Consider the following 17,711-nt stretch of genomic DNA (forward strand, 5'->3'; position numbering starts at 1 on the left):
AGCATATCTGTGATGTCACAACGTAAATTTTATGGCTAATAAAATGTGATAGAATAATGACCAATTTTTCAGGCTTGTTGAGGTAGATGTTGTGGAACAGTCGCTAGTAGCTCGGTTTGCTGAAGTAACCGAAGCGGCCGCTTTAGCTGGATATTCATGGATTGGTCGAGGCGATAAGAATGCTGCAGATGGCGCAGCGGTTGCAGCCATGCGCGAGTGTTTGAACCAGTTGCCGATGGATGCAGAGATTGTCATTGGTGAGGGGGAAATTGACAATGCCCCGATGCTCTATATCGGAGAGAAGTTAGGGCAGGGCGGAAGTGGCGTTGATATTGCGGTCGATCCCATCGAAGGCACCCGGATGACGGCCCAAGGACAGAGCCATGCGGTTGCTGTTTTAGCTGCTGGAACGCGTGGCAGTTTGCTCAAAGCTCCTGATATGTATATGGAAAAATTAGTGGTGGGGCCGCAAGCTCGTGGTGTCATAGATTTGCATAAGCCGTTACATGAAAATCTCAATGCTATTGCTAAAGCCAAAGCAAAGCCGCTTAGTGAATTGACGGTGGTCACTTTAGCTAAGCCTCGCCATGAAGGTCTGATCCGTGAACTCCATGCGCTTGGCGTGAAAGTATTTGCTATCGCGGATGGGGATGTTGCTGCATCGATTTTAACGTGTCAAAGTGATAGTGAAGTTGATGTGATGTATTGCATTGGTGGTGCTCCTGAAGGTGTTGTCTCAGCTGCTGCGATTCGTGCTTTAGGGGGCGATATGCAGGCGCGACTATTACCACGCGATCAGGTTAAAGGTGATAGCGAAGAAAACATTGCAATCGCAAAAAGTGAATGTCAACGTTGCCAAGCGCAGCAAGTTGAGGTGAATGCTGTGTTAACTCTCAAACAGTTGGCTGGCAGTGATCAAGTTGTTTTTGCCGCAACAGGAATCACTGATGGCGACCTATTAGCGGGGGTTAAAATGCAGGGGGAACAGATGAGCTGCGAAACCTTATTGGTTGATGGGGTGAGTAAACGTATTCGCCGTATTCAATCGCTATATCCGCGCAGTAAGAGCCTTGGATGAGTGAACAAGATTGCCGAGCCGGATGCGGGGCGTGTTGCATTGCTCCAAGTATTTCATCTCCTATTCCTGGTATGCCAGAGGGGAAACCGGCCGGTGTTCGCTGCGTGCAGCTGGATGACAATAATTTGTGTCGACTATTCAATCACCCGGATCGCCCCAAAATTTGTGAAGCGTTCAAATTCTCTAAGTGGGTGTGTGGTGAGCACCGCTCTCAAGCTATTCGGGTCTTGACGGAACTTGAATATGCGACTCAGACTGACACGTCAACATGCCAAACTAAGTCATCAAATTGATAAAAAGATCGGCGCTATAGTCGATCTTTTTGATTTAAAGATCGGATTAATTGCGGATAAACCAATGTGGATTTTCAACGCGTGATTTATAGCGGATCTGGAAAAACAGTGAGTTTTCGGGACGACCACCTGTATTGCCAACCGTTGCAATGGTCTCGCCTTTTTTCACGGAATCTCCGACATTAAGTAGTAACTCCTGATTATAACCGTATAAACTCAGATAATGGTGACCATGGCTGAGTACAATCACTAGGCCATAACCTCGTAACCAATCTGCAAATACCACTTTACCATCAGCGACCGCTTTCACTGGCGTTCCCGCTTTTGCCTTAATGACAACGCCTTCCCAGCGATTCCCACCTAACTGACTTTGCTGGTAATCATGAATAATTTTGCCTTTTACTGGCCAATTCAATTGATGGCGTTTGAGCCCAGTTAGATGAATGTCTACGGCTTCATCTGATGGGGTGGCTAATTGTTCATTTAGGTAATTCTTCGCCTGTTCGAGCTGCTCTTTTTTCAACTGACTATTGGCAAGTAACTGATTCGTTTTCTTAACCGTCTGCTGACGTTGACTCTTTTGTGCTAATAACTGTTTCTGTTGTTTTTGTTGGGTTGCGAGTACTGACTTGAGCGTGGCTAAGTTTTGTCGCTGACTAACTTGGTTCTGTTTTAATTGCTCGGTGGTTTGCTCAAGCTTTTGAATTGACTCGAAGCGAGCTTTATTTAGATACTGGTAGTAATCCATCAGGCGATCTAGTTCGGCTGCTTTATTTTGGTTGAGCAGCATTTTCAGATAACTCCCTTTCCCCATTTGGTAGGCAGCAGCGATTTGCGCTTTGAGGAGTTTCTGTTGCTGTTCTTGTTGTTGCTCAAGTGCTGTGGCTTGATCTTGTAATTGGCTGAGTTGGCGCTGAAGTGAGTGAACTTTGGTAATCGTTTTGGATATCTTGGCTTGCTGGTTCGAAATAGCTAGCTCATCTTGCTTGAGGTTTTTTTGCAACGTCGCCAATAGCGCTTTTGCTTGGCCTATTGCATGTTTATTTTTTGCCAGCTGATGCGTTACTGCGTCCAGTTGTTGCTGACTGACTTGGTTGTCTGCAAAGGCCAGGGACGTTAACAACATGCACGCAAAAGTGCCAGCAAAAAAGCTGGCACTTACACAAGAATATAACTTTAAGATGATACGCTTCATAAGCGCATTATTTCAAAACCACTAAAGGGTGACCAGTCATTTCTTGAGGAATTTCTTCGCCGATCAAACTCAATATGGTGGGAGCAATATCAGACAAACGACCACCGTCTTTCATGGTTGCTTCACGGCCCACATAAATGAACGGTACAGGCAGGTTGGTATGTGCTGTGTGCGCACCTCCGGTTTTCGGATCAACCATCTGTTCAGCATTCCCGTGGTCTGCTGTAATTAGGCATTCACCGCCGACTTCTTTAAGCGCTTCAACCACCCGACCAATGCTATGGTCAACGGCTTCACATGCTTTAACAGCAGCTTCCATGATCCCAGTATGGCCGACCATATCTCCGTTTGGATAGTTACAGATAATGACATCATATTTACCACTGTGAATCGCATCTACCATTTTATCGGTTAACTCTTCAGAGCTCATTTCAGGCTGAAGGTCATAGGTTGCAACTTTAGGAGAGGGCACTATCTCACGATCTTCACCGTTAAATGGTTCTTCTTTACCACCGTTGAAGAAGAAAGTGACATGTGCATATTTTTCTGTTTCAGAAATTCGTAGTTGGGTTTTGTCTTTTTTCTCTAACCATTCGCCCAGTGTGTTGACCAGATCTTCGGGTGGATAAGCACACAAGGTTTGAATATCGGCCGCATATTGAGTGAGCATGATAAAGTCGGTTTTTGGATGAACCGCGCGCTCAAAACCTGTGAAATCGTCATCAACAAATGCACGTGTAATTTCGCGAGCGCGGTCAGCACGGAAATTCATGAAGATTACTGCATCATCATCATGGACTTGGACGGCATCACCAATGACGGTGGCTTTGACAAATTCATCCTTTTCACCACGTTCATAAGCATCCGCCAGCGCTTGTGTTGCACTGGCAGCACTGTATTCACCTTGGCCTTGTGAGATGACATCATAGGCGGTTTGCACCCGCTCCCAACGGTTGTCGCGATCCATTGCATAGTAACGGCCAACCATGGATGCAAAGCGGCCCTTGCCGAGCGCTTTAAATTTAGCTTCAAAAAGGTCGATAGAGCCTTGGGCACTTTGTGGTGGGGTATCTCGGCCATCTGTGAACGCGTGAACATAGATATTTTCAGCACCGGCTTTAGCAGCCAGTTCAACCATCGCCAGAATATGATTTTCGTGACTATGTACACCACCTGGAGACATCAGCCCCATAATATGCACTGCTTTGCCTTTGGCTACGGCATTATCAACAGTTGCTTTAAGGACTGGATGGGCGAAGAACGTTCCTTCGGCAATATCTTTGTCGATGCGAGTTAAGTCCTGATAGACGATTCGCCCAGCCCCAATATTGGTATGGCCAACTTCAGAGTTACCCATTTGACCATCGGGTAGGCCTACATCTAATCCTGACCCTGAAATATGTGTACTTGCATAAGTTTGGCTAAGATTGTCTAAAACTGGTGTTTTCGCTTGTGCGACTGCGTTGTTGGCTGAATCGCTCCGATAGCCCCAGCCATCCATGATGATTAGAGCTAATGGTTTTTTACTCGCTGACATATTCATTACCTGTATTAAAATAAAAGTTGTTCATGACTTCGCACCTTTTTGCCCCATCGATTGGAACAGGTTGGTACTGAAGATCGCCTAATTCTATTGTGATGTCTTATTTTGAATGAAATTTTACTACATTTTTAGGCTTCGTTAATCATCAGTTTTTTAAATAGATCAATTTCTATCCAGATAGTAAAGTGAGTTACTTTACCGATCATGCAAATTCGTGCACCGTGTTGGCTGATCTTCATAGGCGCTCGGTGTATACTCACGGGCGAGTTTTTGTTTGTCAAATGAAAGGATGATTGTTGGGAATGCAGCAAATTATTGAATTTATCCAGCTTCACGCATTGCTTTGCCTGCTTTGGGTCGTATTACTGGTGGCAGTCATTTATAGTTTTGTAATGCCTCTGATGTCCAAAGCTAAAGGGATCAGTTACCAGAGGTTAACTCAGATCGTCAATAAAGAAGACGGGGTTGTTTTTGATATTCGCTCTGCTGATCAATATCGTAAAGGGCATATCTCTGGAGCTGTTAATGTTCCGCAATCGCAATTGAAATCTGGGCCTTATGCCGCTTATGAGAAATACCAACAGTTGCCTGTCATTGTTACTTGTGATGTTGGAAATCAAGCTGGAATGATTGCTCGTAAGCTTGCTAAAAGCGGCTTTGAAAAAGTTTTTTACCTGCAGGGTGGTATGAATGCCTGGACGGGTGCTAATTTACCATTGGTAAAAAAATAACAACATGTATTTTTAGGAGCAGGTATTTAGCATAGGGTTTGCGGCTTGCTCTAACTTGTATATCTAGAAAAATAAGGGTTTTATTATGGCTGATGCCAATACAGAAGCAGAAGTTGAATTTGCGATTCAACGGATCTATACCAAAGACATCTCCTTTGAAACACCTCATTCACCGGCTGTGTTTCAACAAGAATGGGAACCTGAAATCAAAGTGGATTTGGATAACAACGTTTCAGAACTCGGTGAAAGCGTCTATGAAATCGTGCTGACACTAACAGTGACAGCTAGCCACGAAGAAAATGTTGCGTTTTTGTGCGAAGTGAAACAGGCTGGTATTTTCACATTAGGCAATATGGAACCTGCGCAGTTGGCGCATGCGATTAATGCTTATTGCCCAAATATTCTATTCCCTTATGCTCGCGAAGTGGTTTCTAGTTTGGTAAACCGGGGATCATTCCCACAATTAAATTTAGCGCCTGTTAACTTTGATGCGATGTTTGCTAACTACGTCGAACAAATGTCCGCTGAAGAAGAAGCAGAGCAGACTCAGCACTAAGATGACACAATCTAAATCAATACCATTAGCGGTTTTGGGAGCAGGTTCTTATGGAACCGCTTTAGCGATTGCGGTGGCTCGTAATGGTTACCCTATTTCTCTATGGGGCCATCGTAGTGAGCATGTCGCTAAGCTAGCGCGTGAACGCCAGAACAGTGTGTTTCTGCCGGGGTGCCCATTTCCTGACTCTTTGCACTTAGAAGCTGACTTAGGCAAAGTTATCGCTCAAAGTAAAGACGTTCTTGTAGTGGTTCCCAGCTATGCTTTTGCCGATGTATTGCACCAGATAGAGCCAATGCTGGCGGCTGATACGCGGATTGTTTGGGCAACTAAAGGTCTGATGCCTCACACCGGCGAGCTATTATCGACGGTTGCAGCGGATATTTTAGGACCTTCGCGCAAATTGGCCGTGATCTCCGGACCAACCTTTGCGAAAGAGTTAGCGCAAGGCTTACCGACTGCCATATCGGTCTCATCGGCTGATGACCAGTGGGTTAGTGATTTAGCAGAACTGATGCATAGTGAGCAAAGTTTTCGAGTGTATACCAACCGCGATATGGTGGGTGTGCAGTTGGGCGGCGCGATAAAAAATGTCATTGCGATCAGTGCCGGGATGGCCGATGGCCTCGGTTTTGGCGCCAATGCACGTACGGCGTTGATTACTCGTGGTCTGCGTGAGATGACTCGCCTTGGTGTGGCTCTCGGTGCACACAGTGACACCTTTATGGGGATGGCTGGGTTAGGTGATTTGGTCCTGACTTGCACTGATAATCAGTCGCGTAATCGACGTTTTGGGATTGCTTTAGGTCAAGGTGCGTTAATTGATGAGGCTCAAGAGCAAATTGGTCAGGTTGTTGAAGGCTATCGCAATACGCAAGAAGTCTATCAGTTGGCTTGTCAGCATCATATAGAAATGCCGATTGTTGAACAGGTCTATCAAGTGCTTTATCAGGGAAAATCCGTTAAAAATGCAGCTACGGCTCTGCTCGCTCGCGCCCAACGTGATGAATAATGATATTGATTGAATTTTAGTAAATTTAAAAGCGGCCTTTGTGCCGCTTTTATTTTATCTTGCACTTGGATGCCTAGGGACTGTTGACCTTTTGTGATTAGTTTTGCAGAAATCTGAGAGGGATTTAGGCAAGGCAAACGTTGTGCCGTGTAGTATTCTCCACAAAGAACGTTTAACGCTGGATAAATTCCTCTCAGATACTGCCCTTGGGGTTCATTTAAACGCATCCTGAATTTTGTTGCCCCCTGCTTGCTTAACTCATTAAGCGACGCAGGGGGCGCCGCGTTCAAAATGTGTTTAATTTGAACAAAATTCAACCATCAAAGGTCAACAGTCCCTAGGGTTAACTATTTAGAGCTATTTTAAAAACCCCACATATCACCCCTTTGAAGTAAATTTGTAATTCATGCTTAATTGATTATTCACTTGGTGCTAACGTATTTATATCTATGGAAGAATTAAACATCAGGAATAAAGATGAAGAAACTATGGGGGGACAGTGCTAAGGCGTTACTGCTGGCGAGCATTCTGCCATTAACGGCCCAGGCCGCTATGCTGGAGATGCCTGAATTACAACCGTATATTGGTGGTCAGTTAAGTTCGCAGCATCTGAAATATGATGACTCAAGTGAGTCAGACGCGGTTAACTTTGGGACTGCATCTTTGCAAGCAGGGGTAAATATTAATCCATTTTTGGCTGTGGAAGGACGTTTAGGTAAAAGCTTTAATAATAATCAAGATAATGGTTATCGTATGAAGCTTAAAGATTATTATGGCATATATCTAAAACTAGGTTTACCGACGGGCACAATGTTTACTCCTTACGGTCTATTTGGCAAGACGTGGGGTAAAATAAAAGTAAAACAGGATGGTGAATCATCCGACCTTTCTGGAAATGATTTTTCTTGGGGGATAGGGCTTCAGGCGGCGGTGAGCAAGCACGTTGCAATTGCTCTAGAATATACAGACATGTATGACAAACATAACTATGAATTAAAAAATGTTGGTGTGTTAGTCAACTACGTTTTTTAAGAAAATTCTCAAAGAGAGAATAGATAGCTGCATTTCAGCAGCTATCTTAACACCCTTAATAGTAAGAATGCTCACCCGCTTGATGTTCGGTAATATCTCGAACCCCTTGCAGTTCCTCAGGGAATGCGGCTAAAAGCTGCTTCTCAATCCCTTCTTTTAAGGTGACATCAACCATTGAGCAACCATTACAACCGCCACCAAACTGTAAAATCGCGATGTCTTCATCATTGATTTCCAGTACCGTAACTCGCCCGCCATGGGCTGCTAAGTTAGGGTTAATTTCACTTTCAAGCAGATATTCGACGCGCTCAATCAGCGGCGCATCATCGGCTACTTTACGCATTTTGGCATTGGGTGCTTTTAAGGTGAGCTGGGAACCGATTTTATCGGTCACAAAATCGATTTCAGCATCTTCTAAAAAGGGAGCACTGGCTGCATCAACCATCGCTTTGAACCCATCAAAAGGGAGCTGGACGTCGTCAGCTTCGACACTGTCTGGTGGACAGTATGAAACACCGCATTCGGCGTGAGGGGTGCCTGGGTTGATGACAAAGACACGAATGTTCGTGCCTTCGGGCTGAGCCGCTAGCAATTTTACAAAATGTTGCTGCGCATCGGTAGAAATAGAAATCATTGCATCGTCCTCAGATACCTGACTAATTTAGTAGGTTTTATTATAGGTTGAATGAGTCTTCAAATGCCAGTCTCAATTGCATTGATATTGACAAAAACTGGCTGTTGCAGGTTATGATACATGAAATGTCTACCCTGCATAGGGGCTTGGTGTTCTGGCAATGATCCAGCAATGGACTTGCGATACACCCGCTTGTTTGAGCTGATGGGCCAATTCGTCTAGTGTCGCGCCAGTGGTCATCACGTCATCAACTAAAATGACCCGTTTGGGAAGGTTATGGTCATGTTTGAGCCGATAGTTTTTTTTGACAATCATACGGCGTTGTGCGCGAGTCAAACCGATCAGATCGACACTGGCGTGAGGCTTTACAAATAGTTCGCGATAGTCGTAATGATAATATTGGGCGAATGTTTGCATTAATATCTCGCTTTGATTGAATCCTCGCCGCCACTTCTTCAACCAATGCATTGGAACAGGGCAAAGTACGCCTTTGGGTAAAGTGGCGTGTTGCTGATAAAAAAGTTCTGCTAAAGCACGCCCTAATAGCGGTTGACGTTGGTGTTTAAAATGTTGGATTAGTTTATTGAGAGGCCAACGGTAATCGTCAAAAACAAAGGTTTGGTCATATTCCGGTGGATGGCTGATACAATGGCCACAAAGCTCGCCACTGGCAATTGGCAAACCACAAGATCGGCAACGTTGAGTGATTTCAGGAGTTAACAATTGTTGGCAAGTGCTACACCAATAGTGACGGATAGATGTGCTTTGTCCGCATCCTAAGCAGTGGTGGGTGGTGAAATCGGTTGGTAAATATGTGGTTAATTCTTTAACCCAATCAAAAAGCATAATAACGAGTTGTATTCATTGAATGATTCATATCGATAGCGAAGGCCAAGGGCCAAATCTCATCTTACTCCATGGATGGGGAATGAATAGTGGTATCTGGGAAAAACTAGTGCCGAGTTTAACGCCATATTTTCAACTGCATCGGGTGGATTTACCGGGGTATGGGTTTAGTCAGCCATGTACACCGATGGCGTGGGATGCAATGATGGAGCAATTAGCGGCAAGGCTTCCTTGTGGTCATCTATTAGGATGGAGTTTAGGTGGCTTAATGGCTCAGCAGATAGCGCAACGATATCCTCACCAAGTGCTATCGCTTATAACGGTTGCCAGTAGTGCCCATTTTGTACAGTCACCGTCTTGGCCAGGCATGAAAGAAGAAGTGCTCAAGCTTTTTGCCAAAGGGTTGGAAAGTGACTACCGCAAGACTCTAGAGCGCTTTTTAGCCATTCAGACACTAGGGGCTCCGGATGCCAGAGCTGATATTGCACAGATAAAAAAATCTTTGAATCAACGGCCGCTCCCTTCACTACAAATCTTGCATCAAGGGCTTTTATGGTTGGAGTCTGTGGATTTACGGCGGGTGATCCCCGAGATTGCTTGCCCTTGGTTACAAGTTTATGGTGCACTTGATGCCATAGTGCCTAAAGATAGTATGCATGCTCATCAGGTCATATCATCCGCTCAGCAAGTGATGATTGACAAAGCCTCACATGCCCCGTTCATATCTCATTCACAGCAATTTATAGGGGAAATCCTTAATTTTTTAGAAGTTGCTTAAAAACTAGCCTCTAGCTTATAATATATACAGGTGTAAGTGAACGTGGAGGAGAGGTCTGATGGAAATCCAAAGTGCTAGCTCATCTGGCATGCAAATGGTCCGTCGAGCAGATCAGCAGGTCTCTCAGTCTAGCCAAGACCTTGCTCGGGTTGCCGCTAAACAACCACCACAACCTGGTGATCGCTCGGTGACTGATGCCATGATCGGCTTAAAACAAGGCGAAATTTATGCCAAAACCGGTGCAAAAGTGATTCAGACCCACGAGCAGATGGTGGGGAGTTTACTTGATATTCAGGCATAGAGTGTTTAGATGAACGTCAATGTCACTCTACCTAATATGATGCCTCTGGCGGCTAGTCCGCCAACTGAGGATGCGCGCCGAGAAAATTTACACCGTCCGCAAATTGTGCCGACTAAGTCAATGTCGGCCAATGTCAGTGGTTCGCAGGTTGGTAGTGAACGCGATTCGTCTCTGCCGATGGCTGCTGCGAATCCGAAAAATGCCCCTGCCGCTTCACCCAACTCCTCATCATCTGATCATGTTCGCATTGAGGACAAAAACTCGGAACAACAGCAAGGACAACACTCAGGGCAGGGTCAAAGTGAGCAAGATAATGCTCAAGATCAGCGTTCTCCATTTGCTAAAGTTAGCCTTGAAGCTTTGTTATCACGAGCGAAGGCCAGTCAGAATAAAGATCGTGATTTTTATCATCGAGCTCCGCCGGGAGCACCGAGTACTCCAGAGCAAGTGAAAGCGATGCAGTTTCGCAATCAAGTGATTGCTGCTCGTTACCAGTCTTCGTATAAGTTACCGAGCCAGCCTGATCTATCCATCACGATTTAACCAGTCGTCTCTATTTCTTTAGTTTGTTGCTTGATTTGATGAGATTATTGGAACGCGTCAATCGCAACAATGAAGTGATAGATTGACCCCCGATCGATAACTCACTATCTGCCATCATTTGCCAAATAAAAGGTTCGTCGTCACGAACCTTTGAAATCAAGCCTTGATGTTAGTGGCCTTTCCCCCTGGCTTTAGCAAATGCATCGGCAAAGGCATTATTTGCCGGAACACTGCTTTGACGCGGCTTACTGCGGTTGGCTTTTGGCTTCGCAGGTGCTTGATGGGCCTGCTGACCCGAAGCCCTTTGATGAGCTGACTCATCCATCTTCATGGTTAGCGAGATCCGTTTTCGTTCAATATCAACTTCGAGTACTTTGACCGTGACGACTTGTCCTGTTTTAACCACGTCGCGAGGATCTTTGACAAATTTATCCGCCAACGATGAGATATGCACTAAGCCATCCTGATGAACTCCGATATCCACGAATGCTCCAAAATGTGTCACGTTGGTGATCACCCCTTCTAAGCGCATGTCTGGTTGAAGATCCGATAATTTTTCGACCCCTTCTTTAAACTGTGCTGTTTTAAACTCTGGTCGAGGATCACGTCCTGGTTTTTCAAGTTCTGCTAAAACATCGGTGACTGTCGGTAGACCAAATTGCGCATCACTATAGGCTTTGGGATCAAACTGTTTTAAGGCAGTCCGGTTGCCGATAAGTGAGCCAATCTTTAAACCGCTACGGGTGAGCATTTTTTCAACCAAGGGATAAGATTCTGGATGTACCGCGCTTTCATCGAGTGGGTTGTCTCCGCCTCGGATACGCAGAAAACCAGCCGCCTGCTCATATGCTTTGGGACCGAGTCGAGGTACTTTTAATAGCGCTTTGCGATTGCGAAATGCCCCATTTTCATCGCGATATCGAACAATATTTTGAGCCAGTGTTTTGCTTAGGCCTGAGATATGTTCAAGTAGGGCTGCTGATGCCATATTGACATCGACGCCGACGGCATTGACACAATCTTCGACGACGTTGGCGAGTCGTTTGGAGAGTTCAACCTGACTGACATCATGCTGATATTGACCAACGCCAATGGATTTCGGATCAATTTTAACGAGTTCAGCGAGTGGGTCTTGTAAACGTCGACCAATCGATACCGCACCTCTAAGTGAGACATCCAGTTCTGGTAATTCGCTGGCTGCCAGCTCTGAGGCTGAATATACTGAGGCTCCTGCTTCACTAACGACTACTCGCTGCAGTTTAAGCTCGGGATAGTGATGTTCCAATTCGCTGACTAGTTTGTCCGTTTCGCGCGAGGCTGTGCCATTGCCGATACTGACTAAACTCACTTGATGGCGCTGACACAAGTTTTTGAGAGTCATCAGCGACTCATCCCAACGCTTTTGCGGTGGATGAGGATAAATGGCTGTGGTCTCAAGAACTTTCCCGGTGCTGTCAATCACGGCGACTTTTACCCCGGTACGTAAGCCTGGATCTAAAGCTAGGGTGACGCGAGCTCCAGCAGGGGCCGCCATCAGCAGATCTTTAAGATTCTCAGCAAAGACGACAATGGCATCCATCTCTGCTTTTTCCCGTAAGGTCCCAAGTAACTCGTTTTCTAATGACAAACTGAGTTTGACTCGCCAGGTCCACTGCACCACGCTTTGTAACCAGCTATCTGCCAGTCGGCCTTGATCTTTAATATGGTGATGATCGCGGATAATGGCGAGCGCCGGATCATATTCTTCATCGGGCCATTGGAGCGATACCTGTAAGATACCGTCATTGCGGCCCCGTAAAATAGCTAAGGCTCGATGTGATGGAACCTGCTTGAGTGGCTCCTGATAGTCAAAATAGTCACGGAACTTCTGCCCATTTTGTTCCTGCCCTGGGATGACTTTAGCGACTATGAGCGATTCATCGTTTAGACGTTGCCGAAGTTTTCCGATGAGGCCGGCATCTTCAGCAAAGCGCTCCATTAATATGGCTCGAGCTCCGTCTAAAACAGCTTTCTCATCGGCAAATCCAGCTTCACTGTTAAGATAGGTTTGACTTAACACGTTAGGGTCTTGGCTGGGATCGGCCAGCAGCGTATCCGCCAGTGGTTCAATGCCTGCTTCTCGGGCAATTTGTCCTTTGGTTCGGCGTTTCGGTTTGTAGGGCAGATAGAGATCTTCGAGCTCGGTTTTGGTGGCCACAGCCATAATTTGGGAGCGGAGTGTATCGGTAAGCTTATCTTGTTTTTCGATGCTTTCTAGAATGGTACTGCGGCGCTCATGTAATTCACGTAGGTAGCCTAAACGTGAGAATAACTCCCTGAGTTGGGTATCATCGAGTCCGCCGGTCGCTTCTTTACGATAACGGGCGATAAAAGGTACTGTTGCACCTTCATCTAAGAGTTTTACGGTTGCGCTGACCTGATGGGCTTTAACGCCTAACTCAGCAGCAATTTGCTGATCAATCGAGGTGTTCATCAAACACATGTCTCTTTGGTGATAATAAAATTGTGTTTGATTGTAGCGAGCTTTTGAAAATGGAGCAAAGCCACATAAAGTGGCTTTATTAAATAGATGGGTGTTATGCCTTACTCATCATCTTTCGGTGGCTCAACCCCTAGCTCGCGCATTAACTTCAGTGCGCTATCAGGGATTGGCTGATTTTTTTCTTTCGTTAAATCATCATCTGTAGGGAGCGGTTGCCCTGTGTAAGCATGCAGAAATGCTTCACATAATAACTCGCTGTTCGTGGCGTGTCGCAGGTTACCTATTTGTCGCCGGGTCCGCTCGTCGGTAAGAACTTTCAGAACCTTTAACGGAATAGATACGGTAATTTTTTTGACTTGTTCATTTTTTTTGCCGTGTTCAGCATAGGGGCTGATCCACTCACCATTCCATTTAGTTGCCATAAGCTTAATAATGTGACTAATGTTATGGGTAATTGTAACCTAATTGGTGTAGTGATGACAATCTGTACACCGAGATGTTTAGATGTCTAGATGTATTGACGTCTAGTTAGTGTGAGGGTAATCTAATAGCGCCCTTTTCCTTCAAGCGAGATGATTATGAGTAAACGTCAACCGAGTACTATTTCGGTGCGAACAGGTATCGAAACCGATTCAACATGGGGGGCGGTTGTACCACCGATTTATCTGTCAACTAACTATAGTTTTTCGGGATATGATCACAAAGGGCCTTTTGACTATAGTCGCAGTGCTAACCCCACCCGGAGTTTATTAGCCGAAGCTTTAGCCGAACTTGAAGGCGGGGCCGGCGCGGTGATTACCAATACTGGAATGGCGGCGATCCACTTAGTCTGTTCGTTGCTTGGCCCTGGCGATATCTTAGTTGCTCCTCACGATTGTTATGGTGGCAGTTATCGTTTATTCGAAGCGCTCAGTGGCAAAGGCGCATTTGAGACGATTTTTGTTGATCAAAATGACGAGCAAGCGTTATCAGATGCGCTCTCTCGCAGCCCTAAATTGGTCTGGTTGGAAACGCCAAGTAACCCACTCATGCGGCTGGTCGACATAGCTAACATTGCTAAGCAAGTTAAAGAGCAAAATGCTTTGCTCGCTGTGGATAATACTTTTATGTCGCCAGTTTTACAGCAGCCTTTTGAGTTTGGCGCTGATATCGTAGTTCATTCGGCCACGAAATATATCAATGGTCATTCAGACGTGGTGATTGGTGCGGTGATTGCTAAAACGACGGAACTTCATGAAAAACTAGCTTGGTGGGCGAATTGTCAGGGGCAAACCGGTTCAGCATTTGATAGTTATCTGACGCTTCGTGGATTACGTACTTTGGTCCCAAGAATGCGTACTCATCAGGAAAATGCACAGATTGTTGCTGAATTTTTAGAAGGTCACTCAGGTATTAAAAAAGTGTATTACCCTGGTTTGGAGTCTCATCCGCAGCATGAACTGGCGAAAAGCCAGCAAAAGGGGTTTGGCGCCATGTTGAGTTTTGAGCTCGATGCTGATGAACAAGGTCTGATCAACTTTATCGAACGGCTGAAGTTCTTCTGCTTAGCCGAATCATTGGGAGGGGTTGAAAGTTTAATTGCGCACCCCGCGACCATGACTCATGCCGGAATGTCTGCTGCTGCGCAACTTGAAGCCGGTATTACACCGCAATTATTGCGTGTTTCGGTCGGGCTGGAAGATAGTGATGATTTGGTGAGTGATCTTAAGCAAGCGCTGGATGGAGTTGCTAGCTAATATGAGTATTCCCCAGCGTCATGTGCATAAATTCGGAGGCTCTTCGTTAGCCGATAAGAGCTGTTTTCAGCGGGTCGTTGAAATTATTGTCAAGTATACACAGCCTGGCGATCTGATCGTGGTTTCGGCCGCAGGTAAAACGACCAATCGGCTGTTAGAGTTGTTGGAATTGGCCGGTGAACAGGAGTCGTCCTGTCAAACGGTATTTGATTCACTGTATTCTTTTCAGCATGAGCTGATTTCAGAATTACTACAAGGCGATTGGGCTGAACAGTTGTTGGCTGAGTTAGCGTCGGATCGAATTGTCATTAGTCAAATGCTCCGTGAGTCCCTAGACGAGTTCGCTCGGAATGAAATTCTATCATTTGGCGAGCGATGGTCGGCTCGATTGCTGAGTGCCTTACTTAATCAGAGTGATCATGAAAGTGATTATCTCGATTCGCGGGAGTTTTTTGTTGCCCCTAATGGGGTTCAGCCGCAAGTGGATGTGAGACTTTCGCAACCTAAGCTTGCAGCCTTATTAGCCGCGCATCCCATATCACAGCGATTGGTTGTCACAGGGTTTATTGCTCGTGATATCGATGGTCATACGATCACACTAGGACGCAATGGCAGTGATTATTCAGCGACTGAACTGGCTGCATTAGCCGATGCGCAAACGACGACTATATGGAGTGATGTCGCGGGGATTTTTAGTGCTGATCCGCGGCGGGTCCGAGAGGCTCAGTTACTGGATAAGATTTCCTTAGCTGAAGCCGCAGAGTTGTCGCATATAGGTGCGAGTGTTTTGCATGTCCGATCGCTTGAGCCTTTATTTCGGTCACGGCAAAAGCTAACGCTGCGCAGTAGCTATACACCAGAAGAGGGGATGACTCAGGTTTTACGTGTCGCTCCAGGGCATCTAGGCGCACGTATTGTTTCAGCCTTGGATGATGTTTGCCTAATTGATGTGCATGATACCAATGAATCTCATTGTGCGATGTTACTAGAGCACTTGAGCGCGATTCAACTGCTGCCATTGAGCTACTCCAAGCGCCGTGATTGCCAAACGCTGCGCTTGGTTTATACCCAAGAACTTTATTCGCGCGCTTTAGCGGCCGTTGAACAGTGGGCTGGTGAATATCAATTTTATGTGCAAGGGCTCTGCGGTTATAGTTTATTGGCTCTCGTTGGCCGCGGTGTGAGTGAGCATCGAGATCATAGCCGAGCGTTATATCAGGTGCTTAGTTCTTTACCGATTACGTTTGTGCAAAGTGCTGACTCAACCCATTCGTTGGTCGCGGTGCTGCCGAAAACGACTTTAGATCCACTTTTGAATGAACTTCATCAAACTCTTTTTTCTCAGCCAAGACGCATTGGCTTAATGCTGTTTGGTAAGGGAAATATTGGTCGGCAATGGCTTGAACTTTTTGCCCAGCAACGAGAAGTGATGGAGCAACGCTACCATCTGCGATTAATTTTAGCGGGTGTCTTTGGCCGACAAGGTGGTGTTGTCGATTTTCATGGGTTGGATCCTGAGACCGTATTACACCCGTTTACCCCAAAACCGGTTGTTTGGTCGCAGTTGTTGGAGCGAGTGAGTGAGCATCCATTTGATGAGTTGGTTGCCATTGATATGACTGCCAGTGATGAATTGAGTCTTTATTATCCTCAGGTGGCCCAGTTAGGGGTACATCTGATCACGGCCAATAAGTATGCAGGCTCAGCTAAAGTCGAGTTCTACCAACATATTTGCCAACAGTTTCGCGATCATGGCGGCCAATGGTTATATAATGCGACGGTTGGGGCCGGCTTGCCAGTTCAGTCGAGTATTAAAATGCTGCGGGATGCTGGCGATGAGATCCGTGAAATTAGTGGTATTTTCTCAGGTACCTTAAGTTGGCTATTTCAAAACTTTGATGGCTCAGTGCCATTTTCGCAGTTACTTAGACAAGCCTGGGAACAAGGATTAACAGAGCCTGATCCAAGAGAAGATTTATCTGGGCAGGATGTTGCCCGTAAACTTTTAATCTTGGCCCGTGAAGCTGGTTATATGCTAGAAAATTCCCAGATCCAATTGCATTCTTTAGTGCCAGAAAGTCTACAATCTATCCCTGTTGATGAATTTATGGCACGAATATCTGAGCTTGATACGTCATTACTTGAGCAATTGAATACAGCACAGTCACAACAGCAAGTGATCCGCTATGTGGCCAAATTTACCCGTGCTGGCATCGCCGAAATAGGCTTGCAGTCGTTTGATGTTCACCACCCATTTGCTAATTTGCGCCCTTGCGATAATGTCTTTGCCATTCAATCTAACTGGTACTGTGATAATCCGCTGGTGATTCAAGGCCCTGGCGCGGGACGTGAAGTTACCGCAGGGGCTGTGCAAAGCGATCTGGTTAGTTTATGTCAGCTGCTTTGTTAAGCGTTTTTTGAGGTTGATAGAATAGTCCGGCTTGCCAATTTATAATTGCTTGCCGGGTCCCTTCAAATAGCGGCTCTGGCAGTGCATCAATTGTGGCCCAAATCCAGCGTTCACATTTATCGGGTTCACACAATTGGGGCTGTTGCGTGGTGGGTGCACAGGTTAAGATCACCGAGGCATAATGAACCCCTTCATCTTGATACGTTGCAAGATTATTCGTCAGACCCACAACTTGCCAATGGCTGATTTCGATCGCGGTTTCTTCTTCAACTTCGCGTTGCGCCGTCTGCTCAAATGTCTCTCCCAACTCCATTTTTCCACCCGGTAGTGCCCAGTATGGGGCGTGTTTTGAGCAACGTTTGCCAAGTAAGATTTGCCCTTGTTTATTGACAATAATAGCACCGACGCCAATCATTGGAGTCATGATCTTTCCTTTTCTGTAAGTCTCTAGGGACTGTTGACCTTTTGTGATTAGTTTTGCAGAAATCTGAGAGGGATTTAGGCAAGGCAAACGTTGTGCCGTGTAGTTATTCTCCACAAA

General features: G+C 45.8%; 18 protein-coding genes. 11 read left to right on the forward strand and 7 right to left on the reverse strand.

What is annotated here, in order from left to right; genetic code table 11:
• The first annotated feature begins 91 nt into the window (after nt 1-91).
• Together glpX and EV690_RS16575 are read left to right on the forward strand one after the other, a co-directional pair.
• The gene (gene glpX, locus EV690_RS16570; protein ID WP_131914132.1) at nt 92-1,078 is read left to right on the forward strand and encodes a class II fructose-bisphosphatase; all 987 of its coding nucleotides are present in this window, start codon (nt 92-94) and stop codon (nt 1,076-1,078) included.
• Nucleotides 1,075-1,371 (forward strand): YkgJ family cysteine cluster protein, encoded by a 297-nt coding sequence (locus EV690_RS16575; RefSeq protein ID WP_131914133.1) that lies wholly within the window; start codon nt 1,075-1,077, stop codon nt 1,369-1,371. The genes glpX and EV690_RS16575 overlap by 4 nt, the downstream gene beginning before the upstream one ends.
• Before the next feature lie 46 nt (nt 1,372-1,417).
• On the opposite strand, the gene EV690_RS16580 is transcribed toward EV690_RS16575, so the two are convergent.
• Together EV690_RS16580 and gpmM are read right to left on the reverse strand one after the other, a co-directional pair.
• A complete protein-coding gene (locus EV690_RS16580) occupies nt 1,418-2,497 on the reverse strand; it encodes a murein hydrolase activator EnvC family protein (protein WP_165872791.1) in 1,080 nt (359 codons plus the stop codon).
• Nucleotides 2,498-2,573: 76 nt separating this feature from the next.
• The gene (gene gpmM, locus EV690_RS16585) at nt 2,574-4,103 is read right to left on the reverse strand and encodes a 2,3-bisphosphoglycerate-independent phosphoglycerate mutase (protein ID WP_131914135.1); all 1,530 of its coding nucleotides are present in this window, start codon (nt 4,101-4,103) and stop codon (nt 2,574-2,576) included.
• Nucleotides 4,104-4,411: 308 nt separating this feature from the next.
• On the opposite strand from gpmM, the gene EV690_RS16590 reads away from it, so the two are divergent.
• The 4 genes from EV690_RS16590 to EV690_RS16605 all read left to right on the forward strand — a co-directional run bounded on the left by EV690_RS16590 (nt 4,412) and on the right by EV690_RS16605 (nt 7,440).
• Nucleotides 4,412-4,840 (forward strand): rhodanese-like domain-containing protein, encoded by a 429-nt coding sequence (locus tag EV690_RS16590; RefSeq protein WP_131914136.1) that lies wholly within the window; start codon nt 4,412-4,414, stop codon nt 4,838-4,840.
• Nucleotides 4,841-4,925: 85 nt separating this feature from the next.
• Nucleotides 4,926-5,396, forward strand: coding sequence for a protein-export chaperone SecB (gene secB / locus EV690_RS16595; protein WP_131914137.1), 471 nt, complete (start codon nt 4,926-4,928; stop codon nt 5,394-5,396).
• A 1-nt stretch (nt 5,397) separates the two neighbouring features.
• The gene (gene gpsA, locus EV690_RS16600; RefSeq protein WP_131914138.1) at nt 5,398-6,408 is read left to right on the forward strand and encodes an NAD(P)H-dependent glycerol-3-phosphate dehydrogenase; all 1,011 of its coding nucleotides are present in this window, start codon (nt 5,398-5,400) and stop codon (nt 6,406-6,408) included.
• A gap of 477 nt (nt 6,409-6,885) precedes the next feature.
• Nucleotides 6,886-7,440: a porin family protein gene (locus tag EV690_RS16605; RefSeq protein WP_131914139.1), complete on the forward strand. Its 555-nt coding sequence runs from the start codon at nt 6,886-6,888 to the stop codon at nt 7,438-7,440.
• A 55-nt stretch (nt 7,441-7,495) separates the two neighbouring features.
• On the opposite strand, the gene nfuA is transcribed toward EV690_RS16605, so the two are convergent.
• Both nfuA and EV690_RS16615 read right to left on the reverse strand, forming a co-directional pair.
• Nucleotides 7,496-8,074, reverse strand: coding sequence for a Fe-S biogenesis protein NfuA (gene nfuA / locus EV690_RS16610; RefSeq protein WP_131914140.1), 579 nt, complete (start codon nt 8,072-8,074; stop codon nt 7,496-7,498).
• A 129-nt stretch (nt 8,075-8,203) separates the two neighbouring features.
• Complete coding sequence (locus EV690_RS16615; RefSeq protein WP_131914141.1) at nt 8,204-8,920, reverse strand: ComF family protein; 717 nt, start codon at nt 8,918-8,920, stop codon at nt 8,204-8,206.
• A 22-nt stretch (nt 8,921-8,942) separates the two neighbouring features.
• On the opposite strand from EV690_RS16615, the gene bioH reads away from it, so the two are divergent.
• Genes bioH through EV690_RS16630 form a run of 3 tightly spaced genes read left to right on the forward strand, consistent with a single transcriptional unit; the run spans nt 8,943 to nt 10,542 of the window.
• The gene (gene bioH, locus EV690_RS16620) at nt 8,943-9,698 is read left to right on the forward strand and encodes a pimeloyl-ACP methyl ester esterase BioH (RefSeq protein ID WP_131914142.1); all 756 of its coding nucleotides are present in this window, start codon (nt 8,943-8,945) and stop codon (nt 9,696-9,698) included.
• Nucleotides 9,699-9,756: 58 nt separating this feature from the next.
• Nucleotides 9,757-9,999: a flagellar biosynthesis protein FlgE gene (locus EV690_RS16625; protein WP_131914143.1), complete on the forward strand. Its 243-nt coding sequence runs from the start codon at nt 9,757-9,759 to the stop codon at nt 9,997-9,999.
• A 9-nt stretch (nt 10,000-10,008) separates the two neighbouring features.
• Nucleotides 10,009-10,542, forward strand: coding sequence for a hypothetical protein (locus EV690_RS16630; RefSeq protein ID WP_131914144.1), 534 nt, complete (start codon nt 10,009-10,011; stop codon nt 10,540-10,542).
• Between the two features lie 169 nt (nt 10,543-10,711).
• Here EV690_RS16630 and EV690_RS16635 read toward each other — a convergent pair whose 3' ends face one another.
• Entirely contained in the window at nt 10,712-13,015 is a 2,304-nt protein-coding gene (locus tag EV690_RS16635) for a Tex family protein (protein WP_131914145.1), read from the reverse strand.
• A 110-nt stretch (nt 13,016-13,125) separates the two neighbouring features.
• Nucleotides 13,126-13,446 carry a met regulon transcriptional regulator MetJ gene (metJ, locus tag EV690_RS16640; RefSeq protein WP_131914146.1) on the reverse strand — a complete coding sequence of 107 codons (321 nt, stop codon included), beginning with the start codon at nt 13,444-13,446 and terminating at the stop codon, nt 13,126-13,128.
• 156 nt (nt 13,447-13,602) lie between these two features.
• Here metJ and metB point away from each other — a divergent pair, with 156 nt between their 5' ends.
• On the forward strand, nt 13,603-14,760 hold the full coding sequence (gene metB, locus EV690_RS16645) for a cystathionine gamma-synthase (RefSeq protein ID WP_131914147.1): 1,158 nt from the start codon (nt 13,603-13,605) through the stop codon (nt 14,758-14,760).
• A 1-nt stretch (nt 14,761) separates the two neighbouring features.
• Nucleotides 14,762-17,170, forward strand: coding sequence for a bifunctional aspartate kinase/homoserine dehydrogenase II (metL, locus tag EV690_RS16650; protein ID WP_131914148.1), 2,409 nt, complete (start codon nt 14,762-14,764; stop codon nt 17,168-17,170).
• Here the strand turns inward: metL and EV690_RS16655 are convergent.
• A complete protein-coding gene (locus EV690_RS16655) occupies nt 17,145-17,594 on the reverse strand; it encodes a nucleotide triphosphate diphosphatase NUDT15 (RefSeq protein WP_131914149.1) in 450 nt (149 codons plus the stop codon). The genes metL and EV690_RS16655 overlap by 26 nt on opposite strands.
• Nucleotides 17,595-17,711: the final 117 nt, after the last annotated feature.

The sequence above is a fragment of the Celerinatantimonas diazotrophica genome (genome assembly GCF_004339545.1).
Lineage (GTDB): Bacteria > Pseudomonadota > Gammaproteobacteria > Enterobacterales > Celerinatantimonadaceae > Celerinatantimonas > Celerinatantimonas diazotrophica.